19 protein-coding genes are annotated in these 18835 nt (G+C 64.7%); all 19 read right to left on the reverse strand.

Features of this window, described 5'->3' with window-relative positions:
- Positions 1-5: 5 nt before the first annotated feature.
- The 19 genes from WS91_RS00385 to WS91_RS00475 all read right to left on the reverse strand — a co-directional run bounded on the left by WS91_RS00385 (position 6) and on the right by WS91_RS00475 (position 18794).
- Entirely contained in the window at positions 6-1139 is a 1134-nt protein-coding gene (locus WS91_RS00385; protein WP_038747229.1) for an acyl-CoA dehydrogenase family protein, read from the reverse strand.
- 11 nt (positions 1140-1150) lie between these two features.
- Positions 1151-2347 (reverse strand): acyl-CoA dehydrogenase family protein, encoded by a 1197-nt coding sequence (locus WS91_RS00390; RefSeq protein WP_038747232.1) that lies wholly within the window; start codon positions 2345-2347, stop codon positions 1151-1153.
- 62 nt (positions 2348-2409) lie between these two features.
- Positions 2410-2832, reverse strand: a complete 423-nt coding sequence (locus tag WS91_RS00395; RefSeq protein WP_038747235.1) for a DUF1178 family protein — start codon at positions 2830-2832, stop codon at positions 2410-2412.
- Positions 2833-2974: 142 nt separating this feature from the next.
- A complete protein-coding gene (locus WS91_RS00400) occupies positions 2975-3565 on the reverse strand; it encodes an NUDIX domain-containing protein (protein ID WP_038747238.1) in 591 nt (196 codons plus the stop codon).
- A gap of 36 nt (positions 3566-3601) precedes the next feature.
- Positions 3602-3907 carry a DUF2818 family protein gene (locus tag WS91_RS00405; protein WP_038747240.1) on the reverse strand — a complete coding sequence of 102 codons (306 nt, stop codon included), beginning with the start codon at positions 3905-3907 and terminating at the stop codon, positions 3602-3604.
- The gene (gene nuoN / locus WS91_RS00410; RefSeq protein ID WP_059669563.1) at positions 3907-5364 is read right to left on the reverse strand and encodes an NADH-quinone oxidoreductase subunit NuoN; all 1458 of its coding nucleotides are present in this window, start codon (positions 5362-5364) and stop codon (positions 3907-3909) included. The genes WS91_RS00405 and nuoN overlap by 1 nt, the downstream gene beginning before the upstream one ends.
- Positions 5365-5403: 39 nt before the next feature.
- Positions 5404-6894 (reverse strand): NADH-quinone oxidoreductase subunit M, encoded by a 1491-nt coding sequence (locus WS91_RS00415; RefSeq protein WP_038747244.1) that lies wholly within the window; start codon positions 6892-6894, stop codon positions 5404-5406.
- 14 nt (positions 6895-6908) lie between these two features.
- Positions 6909-8957 carry an NADH-quinone oxidoreductase subunit L gene (nuoL, locus tag WS91_RS00420; protein WP_038747245.1) on the reverse strand — a complete coding sequence of 683 codons (2049 nt, stop codon included), beginning with the start codon at positions 8955-8957 and terminating at the stop codon, positions 6909-6911.
- A gap of 17 nt (positions 8958-8974) precedes the next feature.
- Positions 8975-9280, reverse strand: a complete 306-nt coding sequence (gene nuoK / locus WS91_RS00425) for an NADH-quinone oxidoreductase subunit NuoK (protein WP_004185739.1) — start codon at positions 9278-9280, stop codon at positions 8975-8977.
- Positions 9281-9297: 17 nt separating this feature from the next.
- Positions 9298-9954: an NADH-quinone oxidoreductase subunit J gene (locus tag WS91_RS00430; protein ID WP_038747247.1), complete on the reverse strand. Its 657-nt coding sequence runs from the start codon at positions 9952-9954 to the stop codon at positions 9298-9300.
- 109 nt (positions 9955-10063) lie between these two features.
- The gene (gene nuoI, locus WS91_RS00435) at positions 10064-10552 is read right to left on the reverse strand and encodes an NADH-quinone oxidoreductase subunit NuoI (RefSeq protein ID WP_038747248.1); all 489 of its coding nucleotides are present in this window, start codon (positions 10550-10552) and stop codon (positions 10064-10066) included.
- A 15-nt stretch (positions 10553-10567) separates the two neighbouring features.
- A complete protein-coding gene (nuoH, locus tag WS91_RS00440; protein WP_038747250.1) occupies positions 10568-11632 on the reverse strand; it encodes an NADH-quinone oxidoreductase subunit NuoH in 1065 nt (354 codons plus the stop codon).
- Positions 11633-13963, reverse strand: coding sequence for an NADH-quinone oxidoreductase subunit NuoG (gene nuoG, locus WS91_RS00445; protein ID WP_038747253.1), 2331 nt, complete (start codon positions 13961-13963; stop codon positions 11633-11635).
- Positions 13964-14045: 82 nt separating this feature from the next.
- Positions 14046-15356 (reverse strand): NADH-quinone oxidoreductase subunit NuoF, encoded by a 1311-nt coding sequence (gene nuoF / locus WS91_RS00450; RefSeq protein ID WP_038747256.1) that lies wholly within the window; start codon positions 15354-15356, stop codon positions 14046-14048.
- Positions 15353-15838 (reverse strand): NADH-quinone oxidoreductase subunit NuoE, encoded by a 486-nt coding sequence (gene nuoE, locus WS91_RS00455; RefSeq protein ID WP_038747259.1) that lies wholly within the window; start codon positions 15836-15838, stop codon positions 15353-15355. Before nuoE ends, nuoF begins: the two co-directional genes overlap by 4 nt.
- Positions 15839-16006: 168 nt before the next feature.
- Entirely contained in the window at positions 16007-17260 is a 1254-nt protein-coding gene (locus WS91_RS00460) for an NADH-quinone oxidoreductase subunit D (RefSeq protein ID WP_038747262.1), read from the reverse strand.
- A gap of 9 nt (positions 17261-17269) precedes the next feature.
- Positions 17270-17872, reverse strand: a complete 603-nt coding sequence (locus tag WS91_RS00465; protein ID WP_038747263.1) for an NADH-quinone oxidoreductase subunit C — start codon at positions 17870-17872, stop codon at positions 17270-17272.
- 20 nt (positions 17873-17892) lie between these two features.
- Entirely contained in the window at positions 17893-18372 is a 480-nt protein-coding gene (locus WS91_RS00470; protein ID WP_004186402.1) for a NuoB/complex I 20 kDa subunit family protein, read from the reverse strand.
- A gap of 62 nt (positions 18373-18434) precedes the next feature.
- The gene (locus WS91_RS00475) at positions 18435-18794 is read right to left on the reverse strand and encodes an NADH-quinone oxidoreductase subunit A (RefSeq protein WP_004186624.1); all 360 of its coding nucleotides are present in this window, start codon (positions 18792-18794) and stop codon (positions 18435-18437) included.
- Positions 18795-18835: the final 41 nt, after the last annotated feature.

Below are 18835 nucleotides of genomic sequence, written 5' to 3' on the forward strand. Positions count from 1 at the left end.
CCCGCTCAGGCATCCTGCAGCGCCGCGAAATCCGGCAGCGACGCAAAGCGTGCGAGGTGATGATCGACGTCGCCGAGCGTCGTTTCGATGATCGACAGGCGCTTGAACAGATGCGCGGCCGCGACTTCATCGGTGACGCCCATCCCGCCGTGCAGTTGCACTGCCTGCTGGCCGACGAAGCGCGCGGCCTGGCCGACGCGGACCTTCGCCGCCGACACCGCCTTGCGGCGCGCGTTCGCATCGTCGCTCGCGTAGCGCACCGCCGCGAGATACGTGAGCGAGCGCGCCTGCTCGGCGTGGATCAGCATGTCGACCATCCGGTGCTGCAGCGCCTGGAAGCGCGCGATCGGCACGCCGAACTGCTGGCGCGTCTTCGTATAGTCGAGCGTCGCGCGGTTGAGCGCGTCGAGCGCGCCGATCGCTTCGCCGCACAACAGCACGATCCCGTAATCCGCGATCCGCTCGAGTGCGGCCGCGTCGCGCTCGCCGCCCGCGAGCGCGCGCGCGGGCGTGTTCGACAGGCGGATCGTCGCCGCGCGCTGGCCGTCGATCGTCCGGTAGTCGACGACGTCCGCGCCCGCCGCGCCGCGTGCGATGGCGAACAGACCGATCGCGCCGTTCGGCAGCCGCGCGGGCGCGATCAGCACGTCCGCCTGCGCGCCGTGCCGGACGACCGACTTGACGCCGCTCAGCACGAATGCTTCGCCGTCGGGCCGCGCGGTCGTCTCGATCGCGAACAGATCGTGGCGCGCGTGCGGCTCGTGGAACGCGACCGCGAGCTTCGCGTCGCCCTGCGCGACACGCTCGAGGAGCGCGGCGTCCTCGCCGCCGCCCGAGCCCGCGACGCGGACCGCCTCGATCCCGACCGCCGTCGCCCAATAGGGCTCGACGACGAGCGCGCGCCCGAGCTCCTGCGTCGCGACGAGCATGTCGACGGCGCCGCCGCCGAAGCCGCCGTGCGCTTCGGGCACGGGCAGCGCGGTAAGGCCGAGCTCGGCGAACGCGCGCCACTGGTCGGCGGATACGCCCGCGTCCGAATGGACGATCGCGCGCCGCGCGTCGAAGCCGTAGCGCTCGTCGAGATAGCGGCGCAGCGCGTCCGCGAATTGCTGTTGTTCTTCGCTGAAGGTGAAGTTCATGGCGGCGCTCCTCACAGTCCGAGAATCATCTGCGCGATGATGTTCTTCTGGATTTCGTTCGAACCGCCGTAGATCGACGTCTTGCGGTAGTTGAAGTAATACGCGGCGAGCGGCGCCGCGTCGTCGTCGCCCGCGACGCTGTGCTCGCGCTCGCCTTCGAGGAACGGCGCGTCGAACGGCGCGGCGAGCGGCCCGATCGCGTCGACCATCAGCTCGGTCAGCGCCTGCTGGATCTCGGTGCCCTTGATCTTCAGCATCGACGCCTCGGGCCCCGGCCCGCGCCCGCTCGCCTCGCTGCTGACGACGCGCAGCACCGTCACTTCCAGCGCCATCAGCTCGATCTCGAGCGCGGCGATCTTCGCGGCGAACACGGGATCGGCGATGAGCGGCTTGCCGTTCTTGCGCTCGCGCGACGCGATGCGCTTGAGGAAATCGAGCTCGCGCTTCGACGCGCCGACGCGCGCGATCCCGCTGCGCTCGTGCCCGAGCAGATACTTCGCATAGGTCCAGCCGCGATTTTCCTCGCCGACGAGATTCTCGACGGGCACCTTCACGTCCTCGAAGAACACTTCGTTGACTTCGTGATCCTCGTCTAGCGTGATGATCGGGCGCACGGTGATGCCGGGCGATTTCATGTCGATCAGCAGGAACGAGATCCCTTCCTGCTTCTTCGCTTCGGGATCGGTGCGCACGAGGCAAAACATCATGTCGGCGTACTGGCCGAGCGTCGTCCAGGTCTTCTGGCCGTTGACGACGTAATGATCGCCGCGGCGTTCGGCGCGCGTGCGCAGCGACGCGAGATCCGAGCCCGAGCCGGGCTCCGAGTAGCCCTGGCACCACCAGTCGGTGCCGTCGAGAATTCGCGGCAGATAGTGGCGCTTTTGCGCTTCGCTGCCGTACTTCATCAGTACCGGCGCGACCATCGACACGCCGAACGGCAGCACGGGCGGCGCGCCGATTCGCGCGCACTCCTCATCCCAGATGTGGCGCTGCGTCGCGTTCCAGCCGGGACCGCCGTACTCGGCGGGCCACGCGGAAGCGGACCAGCCTCGCGCGCCGAGCAGCCGGTGCCAGCTCGCGAAATCGTCGCGATTCAGACGCTTGTGGTTGAGAACCTTGTCGCGCAGCGCGCGAGGCAGATTCGCCTCGAGCCAGGCGCGGACTTCGGCGCGGAACGCGTCGTCGGCGGGGGAATAATCGAGATCCATGCGCAGTGTCTCCTCTGACCGCACCGGCGGCCGCCTGCGGCCGCGCAGCGATCAGCGATCGATCACTGCAGAGGCTCTTTCAGCGCGGCGGGAACCGGCAGCGGCATCACGTCGATGCCCTCTTCGGCCAAGGCTTGCGCGTCTTCGGGCGTGGTCACGCCGCGAATGTTGCGCGCGGGCGCTTCGTTGTAATGAATGCGCCGCGCTTCCTCGGCGAAGCGCTCGCCCACGTTCTCGGTCTTCGCGAGCACCTCGCGCAGCGCACGCATCGCCTGCGCCTGCAGTTCGCGCGGATCGACCGGCTGCGCCTGCGTCGCACCCGACAAATTCAGGCGCGGCGCGGACGGCATGCGGCTGACCTCGGTCGCACCGCAAGCCGGACATTCGACCAGCTTGCGGGACAACTGCGCTTCGAACTCATCGGCCGACGCGAACCAGCCTTCGAACCGATGGCCTTGCGGGCACTGTAAATCGAGGACCTTCATGCTGAATCAGGGCGTGCTGCCAGTGTATCGCAAATGGAAATTTTTTGAACGATCGTGCTAAATTCAGTCCGAAAAAGGACGCGATCGAGCGAACCGTCGCACCGATTGTATCCCTTCGCAAAATGTCCCGCTCGGCCCGACTTTATGGCCGGATCGCGTCGCCGAGCGGCCACGCGCCGGACATCGCCTTCTCCAGCCACATCGTGCCGATGATCGTCTTGACGTCGCTGATCCGGCCGGTGCGCACCCATTCGAGCAGATCCGGCAACGTCGCCGTGAACGTCTCGAGGAACTCGCCGTCGTCGAGCTTGCGCTCGCCCGCCGTCAGGCCGCGCGCGAGATAGACGTCGATGAATTCCGTCGAATACGAAATGATCGGATGAATTCGCGTGAGGAACACGTACTCGCGCGCGCTATAGCCGGTTTCCTCGCGCAGCTCGCGAACCGCGCATGCGAGCGCGCCTTCGTCCGGATCGAGCTTGCCCGCCGGAAATTCGGCCATCACCTTTCCGATCGGATAGCGGTACTGGCTCTCCATCAGCACACGGCCGTCGTCGAAGAGCGGAATGACCATCACGGCGCCCGGATGCGTCACGTATTCGCGGGTCGCATGCTTGCCGTCGGGCAGGCGCACGGTATCGCGCCTGACCTTCAGGAACGAGCCGTCGTAGACGGCTTCGCTTTCGATGCAAGTCTCGGTGAGGGTGGCGTCGTGATTCGGCAAGTCGGCCATCGGCGGCTCCGCAGTGGGGCGCGACGGCCTACGCCGTCAGCGCCGTTTGACGAGATACTGGAACGTGAAGCCGGGAAACGCGAACACCACGAAAAGACTGAAGGTGATCGCGTAGAACTGCCAGCCCTGTTCGAAGCGGTTGCCGGCGCGCGATTCGAGCCAGAAGCCCAGCGCGCCGACGACGAAATACAGCACGATCAGTTCGCCGATCCGCAGCCATGCGCTCTTTTTCGCCGTCGCCCCGCTCTTGAGCGGCACGACGGCGAACAGGCGCTGATTCAGGAACGGCAAGTTGGCGCCGGCGAGCGCCAACAGCACGATGAACCAGCCGGCCGCCGACATTACAGCGGCAGCGTGTGGCTGATCGCCTGCAGGCAGACCGTCATCAGCGGGCCCGGCACGATGCCGAGCACGACGACGGCGAGGCCGTTCAGCACGAGGATCGTGCGCTTGCACGCGTCGCCCGCGATCGGCGTCGTGTCCTGCGGCGCGTCGAAGTACATCAGCTTGACGACGCGCAGATAGTAGAACGCACCGAACAGCGACGTGATGACGGCAAGCACGGCGAGCCACGTGAGGCCGGCGTTGACCGTCGCCTCGAGGACTGCGAGCTTCGCGTAGAAGCCGACCGCCGGCGGAATGCCGGCGAGCGAGAACATCATCACCATCATCACGAACGCGAACACCGGGCTGCGCTTGTTGAGGCCCTTGAAGTCGTCGAGCGTTTCGGCTTCGAAGTCGCGACGGGCGAGCAGCATCACGACGCCGAACGAGCCGAGCGTCGTCACGAGGTAGACGATCATGTAGAACATCGCCGAGCTGTACGCGCTCGCCGCCGACGCCGGATTGCCGTTGACGACGCCCGCGAGCAGGCCGAGCAGCACGAAGCCCATGTTCGAGATCGCCGAGTACGCGAGCATCCGCTTGATGTTGCGCTGGACGATGCCGGTGATGTTGCCGACGATGAGCGACAGCGCCGCGAGAATCACGAGCATTTCCTGCCAATCGACCGCGAGCGGCAACAGGCCCATCACGAGGAAGCGCAGGCCCCACGCGAACGCCGCGACCTTCGGGCCGCCGCCGACAAAGAGCGTCATCGCGGTCGGCGCGCCCTGGTAGACGTCCGGCACCCACATGTGGAACGGCACCGCGCCGAGCTTGAACGCAACGCCCGCGACGATGAAGATCACGCCGAACAGCAGCACCGCGTCGTTGATGCGGCCCGATGCGACCGCCTTCAGCACTTCGTTCAGCTCGAGCGAACCCGTCGCGCCGTACAGCATCGAGATCCCGTACAGCACGAAACCCGAGGCGAGCGCGCCGAGCACGTAGTACTTCATCGCCGCTTCGCTCGATTGCGCCGCGTCGCGGCGCAGCGCGATCACCGCGTACAGCGACAGCGACATCAGCTCGAGGCCGAGGTACAGCGTCAGGAAGTTGTTGCCCGAGATCATCACGAGCTGGCCGAGCAGCGAGAACATGCCGAGCAGGAACACGTCGCCGCGGAACAGGTCGCGATCCTCGAGATACCTGCGCGAGTAGACGAGCGTCACGGCGAAGCCGATCGACACCACCGCCTTCATCGCGCTCGCGAACGAATCGACGACGACCATCCGCGAGAAGAAGTAGTACTGCTGCGGGTCGAGCGCTTGCAGCGCGAACCACACGCCCGCCGCGGCCGACGCGACGACCGCGATCAGATACGTGAGGCGGCGGCCGGCCGCGCCGACGAAGGTGTCGTTCAGCCACGCGACGACGATGGCGACCATCACCAGCGCATCAGGCAACAGGACATTCATAGGTGCGTTTTGCATGATCTTTGTATCCTCCGCTCGGGCTTACTGGGCCAGCGGCAGTTTCGACTGCGCGACGTGGGAGAGGAGGTTTTCCACGGAAACGTGCATCACGTCGGTAAAGGGCTTCGGATAAAGGCCCATCAGCAGCGTGAACGCGGCGAGCACGGCGAGCATCGTGAATTCGCGGCGGCTGATGTCCTTCAGCTTCGCAACGTGATCGTTCGCCACCGCGCCGAAGTACACGCGCTTGTACATCCACAGCGTGTACGCCGCACCGAGAATCAGCGTGAACGCCGCGCCGAACGCGATCCAGAAATTGAACTGGACGGCGGCGAGGATCACCATGAACTCGCCGACGAAACCCGACGTGCCCGGCAGGCCGCAGTTGGCCATCGAGAACAGCATCGCGAACGCGGCGAACTTCGGCATCACGTTGACGACGCCGCCGTAATCGGCGATCTGGCGCGAGTGCACGCGGTCGTACAGCACGCCGATGCAAAGGAACATCGCGCCCGACACGAAGCCGTGCGAGATCATCTGGACGATCGCGCCTTCGACGCCGAGCTGGTTGAAGATGAAGAAGCCGAGCGTGACGAAGCCCATGTGCGCGATCGACGAATATGCGACGAGCTTCTTCATGTCCGCCTGCACCATCGCGACGAGGCCGATGTAGATCACCGCAATCAGCGACAGCGCGATCACGACGGGCGCGAAGAAGTGGCTTGCGTCCGGCGTAATAGGCAGGGAGAAGCGCAGGAAACCGTATGCGCCGAGCTTCAGCATGATCGCGGCCAGCACGACCGAGCCGCCCGTCGGCGCTTCCACGTGCGCGTCCGGCAGCCAGGTGTGCACCGGCCACATCGGCACCTTCACCGCGAACGCGAGGAAGAACGCGATGAAGAGCAGCACCTGCGGCGTCATCGCGATCTTCGCGTTCTGCCACGTAGCCAGGTCGAACGAATGCGTTTCCGTGTACAGGTAGATCAGCGCGACCAGCATCAGCAGCGAGCCGGCGAGCGTGTACAGGAAGAACTTGAACGCCGCGTACACGCGGTTCGGGCCGCCCCACACGCCGATGATGATGTACATCGGAATCAGCGTCGCCTCGAAGAACACGTAGAACAGCAGGCCGTCAGCCGACGAGAACACGCCGATCATGATCCCCGAGAGGATCAGGAACGCGGCGAGATACTGCGACACGTGCTCGGTGATCACCTCCCAGCCGGCGATCACGACGATCACCGTGATGAGCGCGGTCAGCACGACGAACCACATCGAGATGCCGTCGACGCCCAGGTGATACGTGATGTTGAAACGTTCGATCCAGCTCGTTTGCTCGACGAACTGCAGCGCGGCGGTGCTCGAGTCGAAGCCCGTGATCAGCGGGATCGTGACGGCGAGGCCGGCGAGCGAGCCGATCAGCGCGATCCAGCGCGCCGCGCCCGGATTCTTGTCGGAGCCGACCGCGAGCACGATGAGGCCGAAGACGATCGGCAACCAGATCGCGGTACTGAGAATCGGAAAAGAGTGCATTAGTCGTCCCCGCCTTATTTGCCGCCGAGCGTTACAAACAGGGTCAGGAGCCCCAGCATGCCGATGATCATGGCGAACGCGTAGTGATAGATGTAACCGGATTGGAGGAAGCGGATCACGCCGGCGAACCAGCCGATGAAGCGCGCGCTGCCGTTGACGAGGCCGTCGATCACCACGACGTCGCCTTCCTTCCACAGACCGCGGCCGATCGCGACCGAACCCTTCGCGAACACGACCTCGTTGATCTTGTCCATGTAGTACTTGTTGTCGAGCAGCGTGTAGATCGGACCGAACGCGCGACGGATCGCGGCCGGCAGATCCGGGCGCTTCAGGTACAGGAACCACGCGACGACGACGCCCGCGAGCGCGAACCAGAGCGGCAGCGACGAGATCGAATGCAGACCGAGCGCCGCCCAGCCGTGGAACTCCTCCGCCATCTCGGCGAGCGCCGGGTGGTTCTGGCCGATGAAGATCACCTTGTCGAACGCGACGCCGTGCTGGAAGAAGTCGCCGTACAGCATCGGGCCGATCGCGATCGCACCGATGACGACCGACGGAATCGCGAGCAGCACGAGCGGCAGCCAGACAACCCAAGGCGTTTCGTGCGGTTCGTGCGCGTGGCCGTGACCATGGTCATCATCATGGCCGTGATGCGCGGCCGATTCGGCGCCGTGGTTGTTGCCGAATTCCTTCGGATGACGGAAGCGCTCTTCGCCGTGGAAGACGAGGAAGTACATCCGGAACGAATACAGCGCGGTGACGAACACGCTCGCGACGACCGCGAAATACGCGAAGCCCGAGCCCGGCAGGTGCGACAGCTTCACCGCGTCGATGATCGAGTCCTTCGAGTAGAAGCCCGAGAAGAACGGCGTGCCGATCAGCGCGAGCGAGCCGACGAGCGACGTGATCCACGTGATCGGCATGTATTTGCGCAGGCCGCCCATGTTGCGCATGTCCTGATCGTGGTGCATGCCGATGATCACCGAGCCCGCGCCGAGGAACAGGAGCGCCTTGAAGAACGCGTGCGTCATCAGGTGGAACACGGCGACCGGGTACGCGGACACGCCGAGCGCGACCGTCATGTAGCCGAGCTGCGACAGCGTCGAGTAAGCGACGACGCGCTTGATGTCGTTCTGGACGATGCCGAGGAAGCCCATGAAGAGCGCCGTGATCGCGCCGATCACCGTGATGAACGACAGCGCGGCGTCGGACAGCTCGAAGAGCGGCGACATGCGCGTGACCATGAAGATGCCGGCCGTCACCATCGTCGCCGCGTGAATCAGCGCGGAGATCGGCGTCGGGCCTTCCATCGAGTCGGGCAGCCACACGTGCAGCGGGAACTGCGCGGATTTACCCATCGCGCCGATGAAGAGGCAAATGCACGCGACGGTCAGCAGGCCCCACTGGGTGCCCGGAAAATGCAGCGCCGCGAGTTCCGCGCGCTTCGCGAACACTTCGCCGTAGTTCATCGAGCCCGCGTACGCGAGGATGAGGCCGATGCCGAGCAAAAAGCCGAAGTCGCCGACGCGGTTCACGAGGAACGCCTTCATGTTCGCGTAGATCGCGCTCTCACGCGTGAAGTAGAAGCCGATCAGCAGGTACGACACGAGCCCCACCGCTTCCCAGCCGAAGAACAGCTGCAGGAAGTTGTTGCTCATCACGAGCATCAGCATCGAGAACGTGAAGAGCGAAATGTACGAGAAGAAGCGCTGATAGCCGTCCTCTTCCGACATGTAGCCGATCGTGTAGACGTGCACCATCAGCGACACGAACGTGACGACCACCATCATCATCGCGGTCAGCGTGTCGACCAGGAAGCCTACCTCGAGCTTCAGCGAGCCGACGTTCATCCATTCGTAGACGGTCGCGTTGTAGCTCGCGCCGTCCAGCACCTGGAAGAACACCATCGCGGAAAGGATGAACGAGATCGCGACGCCGAGAATCGTCACGCGGTGCGCGCCTTTGCGGCCCACCGCGTTGCCGAACAGCCCCGCAATCAGCGAGCCGGCCAGCGGAGCGAGCGGAATCGCCAGCAGCAGGTTTTCATTGAGTGTCGTTGACATAACAGCGTTGCCTGAAATTAACCTTTGAGCTGATCGAGATCCTCGACATTGATCGTGTCGAGCTTACGGAACAGAGTCACCAGAATCGCGAGGCCGATCGCGGCTTCCGCTGCGGCGACGGTCAGCACGAAGAACACGAAGATCTGGCCGTGCACGTCGCCCAGGTAGTGCGAGAACGCGACGAAGTTGGTGTTCACCGCGAGCAGCATCAGTTCGATCGCCATCAGGATGATGATGATGTTGCGGCGGTTCAGGAAAATCCCGACGATCGCGATCGCGAACAGGATCGCGCCGAGCACGAGGTAATGAGCCAAGGTCAACATAGATTCTTCTCCTCCGCTTAGCCGTTGTTCCCGCCCGACGCGGCGTCGCTCGCGGCGGTTTCCGGCTGCGGCTTGTCGGCTTGCATCTTCACGAGGCGCACGCGATCCTCGCGGCGCACCTTCACCTGCTCGGACACGCGCTGGCGCTTGCTGTCCTTGCCCTTCTGCGCGGTCAGCGCGACTGCGGCGATGATCGCGACGAGCAGCACGAGCCCCGCGATTTCGAACGCGAAGATGTAGTCGGTGTAGATGACCTTGCCGATCAGCTTCGTGTTCGGCATGCCGGCGAGCGCGCCCGCGGCCATGTCGCGCACGGGCGAGGCCGTCGCCCCGTAGCCGCGCCAGAGGATCAGCGCCGTCTCGACGACGATGATCGCGCCGATCACGGTCGCCATCGGCACGAAGCGCTTGAAGTCTCGGCGCAGCACGTCGACGTTGATGTCGAGCATCATCACGACGAAGAGGAACAGCACCATCACCGCGCCCACGTAGACGAGCACCAGCAGGATCGCGAGGAACTCGGCCTCGAGCAGCATCCAGATCGCGGCCGCGTTGAAGAACGCGAGCACGAGGAAGAGCGCAGACGCCACCGGGTTGCGCGAAGTGATCACCTTCAGCCCCGACACCACGAGGAGCAGCGAGAAGATGTAGAAGAGTACGGTCGTGAAGTCCATGATTACCGGTTCATCATTAGGCCATTGTCAGGCGCGGTTGGCTGGCACCGCCGGGCGTGCCGCGGCTTCGCCGCAGCTTGCCGGCCCGCTCCCGGGCCGGCGCATCGGATTAGCGATACCGCGCATCGGCGGCCTTCGCGGCCGCGATCTCCTTCTCGTAGCGATCACCCACCGCGAGCAGCATTTCCTTCGTGAAGTACAGATCGCCGCGCTTCTCGCCGTGGTATTCGAGGATCTGCGTCTCGACGATCGAATCGACCGGGCAGCTCTCCTCGCAGAAACCGCAGAAGATGCACTTCGTCAGGTCGATGTCGTAGCGCGTCGTGCGGCGGGTGTTGTCCGCGCGCGTCTCCGATTCGATCGTGATCGCCATGGCCGGGCACACCGCTTCGCACAGCTTGCACGCGATGCACCGCTCCTCGCCGTTCTCGTAGCGGCGCAGCGCGTGCAGCCCGCGAAAGCGCGGCGAAATCGGCGTCTTCTCCTCGGGGAACTGCACGGTGAACTTACGCTTGAACGTGTAGCGCCCCGTCAGCGCGAGCCCCTTCAGCAGCTCGGTCAGGAAGAAGGTCTTAAAAAAATGTTGGATTGCCGTCATGATTTCGTCCGCCCCTTATTTCCAGATATTCAGCGGCGACATCATCCAGAAACCGACCACGATCACCCAGATCACGCAGACCGGCAGGAATACCTTCCAGCCGAGGCGCATGATCTGGTCGTAGCGGTAGCGCGGGAACGTCGCACGGGCCCAAATGAACACCGACAGCAGCGCGAAGACTTTCAGCACCAGCCAGAAGATGCCCGGAATGAACGACAGGAATTCGAACGGCGCATCCCAGCCGCCGAGGAACAGCGTCGCCGCAAGCGCCGAGATCACGATCATGTTGATGTACTCGGCGAGGAAGAACAGCGCGAACGCCATCCCCGAGTAGTCGATCATGTGACCCGCGACGATTTCCGACTCGCCTTCCACCACGTCGAACGGGTGGCGGTTCGTCTCGGCGATGCCCGAGATGAAATAGATGACGAAGACGGGCAGCAGCGGCAGCCAGTTCCACGACAGGAAGTTGACGCCGTGGCCCGCGAAGAAGCCGTGTTGCTGCGAGCCGACGATCTCCGACAGGTTCAGGCTGCCCGCCGTCATCAGCACGAGCACGAGCGCGAAGCCCATCGAGATTTCGTACGACACCATCTGCGCGGCCGCGCGCATCGCGCCGAGGAACGCGTACTTCGAGTTCGACGCCCAGCCGGCGAGAATCACCGCGTAGACGCCGATCGACGAGATCGCCATCGCGTACAGCAGCCCCGCGTTGACGTTCGCGAGCACCGCGCCCGCCTGGAACGGGATCACCGCCCACACGGCGAACGCCGGCACGACCGTCATGACGGGCGCGATCAGATACAGCCAACGGCTCGCGGCCGTCGGATGAATCACTTCCTTCAGCAGCAGCTTCAGCACGTCGGCGATCGGCTGCAAGAGGCCCGCAGGGCCGACGCGGTTCGGACCGAGACGCACGTGCATCCAGCCGATCAGCTTGCGCTCCCACAGAATCAGGTACGCGACGCTCAGCAGGATCGCGACGGCGACGACGAGGATGCGCACGAGCGCCCACACCGTCGGCCATGCGACGCCGAGAAGCTGGGCTCCGCCCGAGTTGATCGTATCGAACAAGCTCATTTACGCCTTCTCCACCACCAGTTCACCGGACAGGCTGCCGAGCGCTGCGCCGGCAGGCGTGGCCGCCGACACGCGAACGACGGCTTCCGCAAGATTCTCGTCGCGCACGGCCGGCAACTGCACCGTGCGATCGCCCTGGCGCACGCGCACCGCGTCGCCGTTCTTCAGACCGAGCTTGTCGAACAGCGCGGCGGGCAGGCCCACCTTGTGCGCCGTCTTCGCGGCGGCCGTCAGGTGCAGCGCGCCCGCGCGGCGCGACAGCGCGTCGGCATGATAGATCGGCACGTCGGCGAGGCGCTCGAGGCCCCCGTTGGCCGCCTTCGCGGCCGCGCGCGCCGGCGCCGCCGCGGTCTTGTTCGACAGGCGCGGCGCGATCTCGCCGTCGCCGAGCGCGGCGAGGCGCACTTCTTCCGACGTCTCGTATTCGAAGTTCGGCAGGCCGAGCAGGCTGCCGAGCACGCGCAGCACCTTCCACGCGGGGCGCGTGTCGCCGAGCGGACGCACGACGCCGTTGAACGACTGCGCGCGGCCTTCCGCGTTCACGTACGTGCCAGCCGTCTCGGTGAACGGCGCGATCGGCAGCAGCACGTCCGCGTAATCGAGGCCGTACTTGAACGGCGACAGCACGACGACCGTCTCCGCCTGCTTCAGCGCGGCGATCGCCTGCGCCGGATCGGCGGTGTCGAATTCGGGTTCGACGTTCAGGAGCACGTAGCCCTTGCGCGGCTGCGCGAACGCGTCGCGCGCGTTCAGGCCGTTCGCGCCCGGCAGCGCGCCGACGAGGTGCGCGCCGACCGTGTTCGCCGCTTCCGTCAGGAAGCCGAGCGTCGCGCCCGTGTTGTCCGCGATCCACTGCGCGATCGCGTGGATCTGCGCGAATTGCGGATGCTGGACCGCGCTGTTGCCAAGCAGCACGACGCGGCGCTCGCCGTTGACGAGCGATTGCGCGACCGCTTGCGCCGCGGCCGACGCGTCGACGCCCGCGAGCGCGTCCGGCAGCGCGACGCCGCGCGCCTGCGCGACGGCGGCCGCGATGCCCGCAAGCGTGTCGAGCCATGCCGACGGCGCGGCGACGATGCGTTGCGCGGTGGGGATCAGCGCGTCGTCGCCCGTCGCGTGCAGCAGGTGCAGCTTCGCGCCGCTCTTCGCCGCCTGGCGCAGACGCGCCGCGAAGAGCGGATGATCGCGACGCAGGAACGAGCCGACGACGAGCGCGGCATCGACATCCGACAGATCGGCGATCGGCATGCCGAGCCACGGCGCGCCTTGCGCGGCCGCGGAGAAATCGGTCTGACGCAGACGGAAGTCGACGTTCGGCGTCTTCAGCTCGTGCGCGAGCTGCTTGAGCAGGAACAGTTCCTCGACCGTGCTGTGCGGGCTCGCGAGCGTGGCGAGCGCGGACGCGCCGTGGTCGTCGCTGATGCCCTTCAGGCCGCGCGCGACGTATTCGAGCGCGGTCTGCCAGTCGACTTCGCGCCACTCGCCGCCCTGCTTGATCATCGGCTTGGTCAGGCGCTCGTCGCTGTTCAGGCTTTCGTACGAGAAGCGGTCCTTGTCCGAGATCCAGCACTCGTTGACGGCTTCGTTCTCGAACGGCAGCACGCGCATCACGCGGTTGTTCTTCACTTGCACGACGAGGTTCGCGCCGACGGAATCGTGCGGGCTCACCGATTTGCGGCGCGACAGCTCCCACGTGCGGGCGCTGTAGCGGAACGGCTTGCTCGTCAGCGCGCCGACCGGGCACAGGTCGATCATGTTGCCCGACAGCTCGGAGTCGACCGTCTTGCCGACGAACGTCGTGATTTCCGAATGCTCGCCGCGGCCCAGCATGCCGAACTCCATCACGCCGGCGATTTCCTGGCCGAAGCGCACGCAGCGCGTGCAATGGATGCAGCGCGACATCTCTTCCATCGAGATGAGCGGGCCGACGTCCTTGTGGAACACGACGCGCTTTTCTTCCGCATAGCGCGACGTCGACTTGCCGTAGCCGACCGCGAGATCCTGCAGCTGGCATTCGCCGCCCTGATCGCAGATCGGGCAGTCGAGCGGATGGTTGATGAGCAGGAACTCCATCACCGACTGCTGCGCCTTCACGGCCTTGTCGGATTGCGTATGGACGATCATGCCGGCCGAGACGGGCGTCGCGCACGCGGGCACGGCCTTCGGCATCTTCTCGACTTCGACGAGACACATCCGGCAGTTGGCCGCAACCGACAGCTTCTTGTGATAGCAGAAGTGAGGAATGTACGTGTCCGCCTTGTGCGCAGCCTGGATCACCATGCTGCCTTCGGGCACCTCGACCTTCTTGCCGTCTATTTCAAGTTCAACCATGATGGTGAATGGTCCTTAACCTATTACCGCTCGCCCGCGTCCGCTCGACCGGGCGCTCGAATTCTGCAATCGGGTTGCGCCGTCAGGCCGCGGCCGCGTGCGCGTGGCCGCCGACCATGCAGCGCTTATGCTCGACGTGGTACGCGAACTCGTCCCAGTAGTGCTTGAGCATCCCGCGCACCGGCATCGCCGCCGCGTCGCCGAGCGCGCAGATCGTGCGGCCCATGATGTTCTCCGCGACCGAGTTCAGCAGATCCAGGTCTTCCTGGCGGCCTTCGCCGTGCTCGATGCGGTTCACGACGCGGTACAGCCACCCCGTGCCTTCGCGGCACGGCGTGCACTGGCCGCACGACTCTTCGTAATAGAAGTACGACAGGCGCAGGAGCGAACGCACCATGCAGCGCGTCTCGTCCATCACGATCACCGCGCCGGAGCCGAGCATCGAGCCCGCCTTCGCGATCGAGTCGTAGTCCAGATCGGTCTGCATCATGATGTCGCCCGGAATCACCGGCGCCGACGAGCCGCCCGGAATCACCGCCTTGATCTTCTTGCCGCCGCGCATGCCGCCCGCGAGCTCCATCAGCGTCGCGAACGGCGTGCCGAGCGGCACTTCATAGTTGCCCGGACGCTCGACGTCGCCCGATACCGAGAAGATCTTCGTGCCGCCGTTGTTCGGCTTGCCCATCTCGAGATAATTCTGCGGACCGACTGCGAGCAGGAACGGCACCGCGGCGAACGTCTCGGTGTTGTTGATCGTGGTCGGCTTGCCATAGACGCCGAAGCTCGCCGGGAACGGCGGCTTGAAGCGCGGCTGGCCCTTCTTGCCTTCGAGCGATTCGAGGAGCGCGGTTTCCTCGCCGCAGATGTACGCGCCGTAACCATGGTGCGCGTGCAGCTGGAACGAGAAATCCGAGCCCATGATCTTCTCGCCGAGGAAGCCCGCGCGGCGCGCTTCCTCGAGCGCCGCTTCGAAGCGCCGATACACTTCGAAGATCTCGCCGTGGATGTAGTTGTAGCCGACGGTGATGCCCATCGCGTATGCGCCGATGGCCATGCCTTCGATCAGCGCGTGCGGATTCCAGCGCAGGATGTCGCGATCCTTGAACGTGCCCGGCTCGCCTTCGTCCGAATTGCAGACGAGATACTTCTGGCCCGGGAACTGACGCGGCATGAAGCTCCACTTCAGGCCGGTCGGGAAACCCGCGCCGCCGCGGCCGCGCAGCCCCGACGCCTTCACGTCGGCAATCACCTGCTCGGGCGGAATCTTTTCTTCGAGGATGCGGCGCAGCTGCTTGTAGCCGCCGCGCGCGACGTAGTCTTCGAGATGCCAGTTCTCGCCGTCGAGGCCGGCGAGGATCAGCGGTTTGATGTGACGATCGTGGAGGGACGTCATTTCGAGAGCTCCTCAAGCAGCTGGTCGATCTTCTCGCGGCTCATGAAGCTGCACATTTTGTGGTTGTTGAGCAGCAGCACCGGCGCATCGCCGCACGCGCCGAAGCACTCGCCTTCCTTCAGCGTGAACTTGCCGTCGGGCGTCGTCTCGCCGAAATCGATGCCGAGCTTCTGCTTCAGATAGTCGGCCGTCGCTTCGGCGCCGCCGTGCGGCCCGAGCTGGCACGGCAGGTTCGTGCAGAGCGTGATCTTGTGCTTGCCGACGGGCGCGAGCTCGTACATCGTGTAGAACGTCGCGACTTCCTGGACCGCAATGGCCGGCATGCCGAGATAGTCCGCGACGAACTGCATCAGTTCGGACGACAGCCAGCCATGCTCTTCCTGAGCGACGGCCAACGCCGACATCACAGCGGACTGTTTCTGATCGGCGGGGTACTTCGCGATCGCTCGATCGATTTCTTTCAGGCCTTCAGCTGAGATCATTTTCAGACACGACTCTTTCAATTCCTACCGCACGAACAACCTGCCGCATGACCGATGCGGCAGACCTGGCGCTCACTGTTGACAGCTTGTTGCGACGGCGAGCCCGAGGCGCGCGCCGCGTGTGACTCGCCGCGCGCGGCCCGGCCGGGCCCGCGAGCGGCGCGACCGTCAGCGGTCGACTTCGCCGAACACGATGTCCTGCGTACCGATGATCGTGACGGCGTCGGCGATCATGTGCCCGCGCGCCATTTCGTCGAGCGCGGACAGATGGGCGTAGCCCGGTGCACGGATCTTGAGGCGATACGGCTTGTTTGCGCCGTCCGACACGAGATAGATGCCGAACTCGCCCTTCGGGTGCTCGACGGCCGCATACGTCTCGCCTTCGGGCACGTGAAAACCTTCCGTGAAGAGCTTGAAATGGTGGATCAGATCCTCCATGTTCGTCTTCATGCCGACACGCGACGGCGGCGCGATCTTGTGATTGTCGGTGATCACTGGACCGGGATTCTTACGAAGCCACTCAATACACTGTTTCGCGATACGCGTCGACTGGCGCATTTCCTCGACACGCACGAGATAACGGTCGTAGCAATCGCCGTTCACGCCGACCGGGATATCGAAGTCGAGGCGGTCGTACACTTCATACGGCTGCTTCTTGCGCAGATCCCATGCAATGCCGGAGCCGCGGATCATCGGACCCGTCAGGCCGAGCTGCAGCGCACGTTCCGGCGTCACGACGCCGATGCCGACGAGACGCTGCTTCCAGATCCGGTTGTCGGTCAGGAGCGTTTCGTATTCGTCGACGCACTTCGGGAAGCGCGTGAAGAAGTCGTCGATGAAGTCGAGCACCGAGCCCTGGCGCGCTTCGTTCATCCTCGCGAGCGCCTTCTCGTTGCGGATCTTCGACGCCTTGTACTGCGGCATCGCGTCCGGCAGATCGCGATAGACGCCGCCCGGGCGATAGTACGCGGCGTGCATGCGCGCGCCGGACACGGCCTCGTACACGTCCATCAGATCTTCGCGCTCGCGGAACGCATAGAGGAATACCGCCATCGCGCCCACGTCGAGCGCGTGCGCGCCGATCCACATCAGGTGGTTCAGCACGCGCGTGATTTCGTCGAACAGCACGCGAATGTACTGCGCGCGCTCCGGCACGTCGATGCCGAGCAGCTTCTCGATCGCGAGCACGTAGCCGTGTTCGTTCACCATCATCGACACGTAGTCGAGACGATCCATGTACGGCACGGACTGGATGAACGTCTTGTTTTCGGCAAGCTTCTCGGTCGCCCGATGCAACAGGCCGATGTGCGGATCGGCGCGCTGGATCACTTCGCCGTCGAGCTCGAGCACGAGGCGCAGCACGCCGTGCGCCGCCGGGTGTTGCGGACCGAAGTTGAGCGTGTAGTTCTTGATTTCAGCCATGACGCCCTCTCAATGTTTCAGACCGCCATAGCGATCCTCGCGGATCACGCGCGGTGTGATTTCGCGCGGCTCGATCGTCACCGGCTGGTACACGACGCGCTTCTCTTCCGGGTCGTAACGCATTTCGACGTAGCCGGAAACCGGGAAATCCTTGCGGAACGGGTGACCGATGAAGCCGTAGTCGGTGAGGATGCGGCGCAAGTCCGGGTGGCCTTCGAACACGATGCCGTAGAGGTCGAACGCTTCGCGCTCGTACCAGTTCGCCGAACTCCAGACATCGACGACCGACGACACGATCGGCAGATCGTCGTCGGGCGCGAACACGCGCACGCGCAGGCGCCAGTTGTTCGCGACCGACAGCAGGTGCAGGACGGCGGCAAAACGCAGCCCTTCGTAGGCCCCGTCGCCGTAGGTTTGATAGTCGACGCCGCAGAGGTCGATCAGTTGCTCGAAGCCGAGCGAGCGATCGTCGCGCAGCTGCTTCGCGACTTCGAAATAATCGTTCGCCTTCACGACGAGCGTGAGCTCGCCAACCGCTTCTACGAGGCTCACCACGCGCGCGCCGAGCGCGGCTTCGAGGTTCGCCTTGAGGGTCTCGATTTTGCTTGCCATGTTGTGGGGTGCTCGATGCTTTATTGACGGGCGATGGTGCTCGTGCGGCGGATCTTCGCCTGCAGCTGGATCACGCCGTAGACGAGCGCCTCGGCGGTCGGCGGACAGCCCGGCACGTAGACGTCGACGGGCACGATCCGATCGCAGCCGCGCACCACCGAATACGAGTAGTGGTAGTAGCCGCCGCCGTTCGCGCACGACCCCATCGAGATCACCCAGCGCGGCTCGGCCATCTGATCGTAGACGCGACGCAGCGCGGGTGCCATCTTGTTGCAGAGCGTACCCGCGACGATCATCACGTCGGATTGACGCGGGCTCGGACGAAACACGACGCCGAACCGGTCGAGGTCGTAGCGGGCGGCGCCCGCATGCATCATTTCCACTGCGCAGCACGCGAGCCCGAACGTCATCGGCCACAGCGAGCCGGTACGCGTCCAGTTGATCAGCTTGTCAGCCGTCGTGGTGACAAACCCTTCCTTCAAGACCCCTTCGATACTCATTTGCTTTCCACTCCAGACAGGCGGCGACGCGTGGCCGCCCATGCAAACCGGCGATTAGCCCGTCACTCCCAGTCGAGGCCGCCCTTCTTCCAGATATAGGCAAAGCCGAGCAGGAATTCGAGCAGGAAAATCATCATTGCGATGAAACCGGGCCAGCCGATCTCGCGCAGGGCAACGCCCCACGGAAACAGGAACGCGGTTTCGAGATCGAAGATGATGAACAGAATCGCAACGAGGTAGTAGCGCACGTCGAACTTCATGCGCGCGTCCTCGAACGCCTCGAAGCCGCACTCGTAGGGCGCGTTCTTCTCGCTGTCGGGCTTGTTGGGGCCGAGGATCTTGCCGATGCTGACCAGCGCTATACCTAAACCAGTGCCCACCAGGAGGAACAACAAGACGGGGTAATAGGCTGCGAGGTTCAAGGCTATCCTCTATTGGTTGGTTCCGAGCGTTCCGGAGAATA

Source organism: Burkholderia sp. MSMB1498, assembly GCF_001526245.1.
In the GTDB taxonomy this organism is placed as follows: domain Bacteria; phylum Pseudomonadota; class Gammaproteobacteria; order Burkholderiales; family Burkholderiaceae; genus Burkholderia; species Burkholderia savannae.

Coding starts and splice junctions, on each gene's coding strand:
- WS91_RS00385 (WP_038747229.1), bottom strand. CDS start 1,139: ATGAACTTCACCTTCAGCGAAGAACAACAGCAATTCGCGGACGCGCTG.
- WS91_RS00390 (WP_038747232.1), bottom strand. CDS start 2,347: ATGGATCTCGATTATTCCCCCGCCGACGACGCGTTCCGCGCCGAAGTC.
- WS91_RS00395 (WP_038747235.1), bottom strand. CDS start 2,832: ATGAAGGTCCTCGATTTACAGTGCCCGCAAGGCCATCGGTTCGAAGGC.
- WS91_RS00400 (WP_038747238.1), bottom strand. CDS start 3,565: ATGGCCGACTTGCCGAATCACGACGCCACCCTCACCGAGACTTGCATC.
- WS91_RS00405 (WP_038747240.1), bottom strand. CDS start 3,907: ATGTCGGCGGCCGGCTGGTTCATCGTGCTGTTGGCGCTCGCCGGCGCC.
- nuoN (WP_059669563.1), bottom strand. CDS start 5,364: ATGAATGTCCTGTTGCCTGATGCGCTGGTGATGGTCGCCATCGTCGTC.
- WS91_RS00415 (WP_038747244.1), bottom strand. CDS start 6,894: ATGCACTCTTTTCCGATTCTCAGTACCGCGATCTGGTTGCCGATCGTC.
- nuoL (WP_038747245.1), bottom strand. CDS start 8,957: ATGTCAACGACACTCAATGAAAACCTGCTGCTGGCGATTCCGCTCGCT.
- nuoK (WP_004185739.1), bottom strand. CDS start 9,280: ATGTTGACCTTGGCTCATTACCTCGTGCTCGGCGCGATCCTGTTCGCG.
- WS91_RS00430 (WP_038747247.1), bottom strand. CDS start 9,954: ATGGACTTCACGACCGTACTCTTCTACATCTTCTCGCTGCTCCTCGTG.
- nuoI (WP_038747248.1), bottom strand. CDS start 10,552: ATGACGGCAATCCAACATTTTTTTAAGACCTTCTTCCTGACCGAGCTG.
- nuoH (WP_038747250.1), bottom strand. CDS start 11,632: ATGAGCTTGTTCGATACGATCAACTCGGGCGGAGCCCAGCTTCTCGGC.
- nuoG (WP_038747253.1), bottom strand. CDS start 13,963: ATGGTTGAACTTGAAATAGACGGCAAGAAGGTCGAGGTGCCCGAAGGC.
- nuoF (WP_038747256.1), bottom strand. CDS start 15,356: ATGACGTCCCTCCACGATCGTCACATCAAACCGCTGATCCTCGCCGGC.
- nuoE (WP_038747259.1), bottom strand. CDS start 15,838: ATGATCTCAGCTGAAGGCCTGAAAGAAATCGATCGAGCGATCGCGAAG.
- WS91_RS00460 (WP_038747262.1), bottom strand. CDS start 17,260: ATGGCTGAAATCAAGAACTACACGCTCAACTTCGGTCCGCAACACCCG.
- WS91_RS00465 (WP_038747263.1), bottom strand. CDS start 17,872: ATGGCAAGCAAAATCGAGACCCTCAAGGCGAACCTCGAAGCCGCGCTC.
- WS91_RS00470 (WP_004186402.1), bottom strand. CDS start 18,372: ATGAGTATCGAAGGGGTCTTGAAGGAAGGGTTTGTCACCACGACGGCT.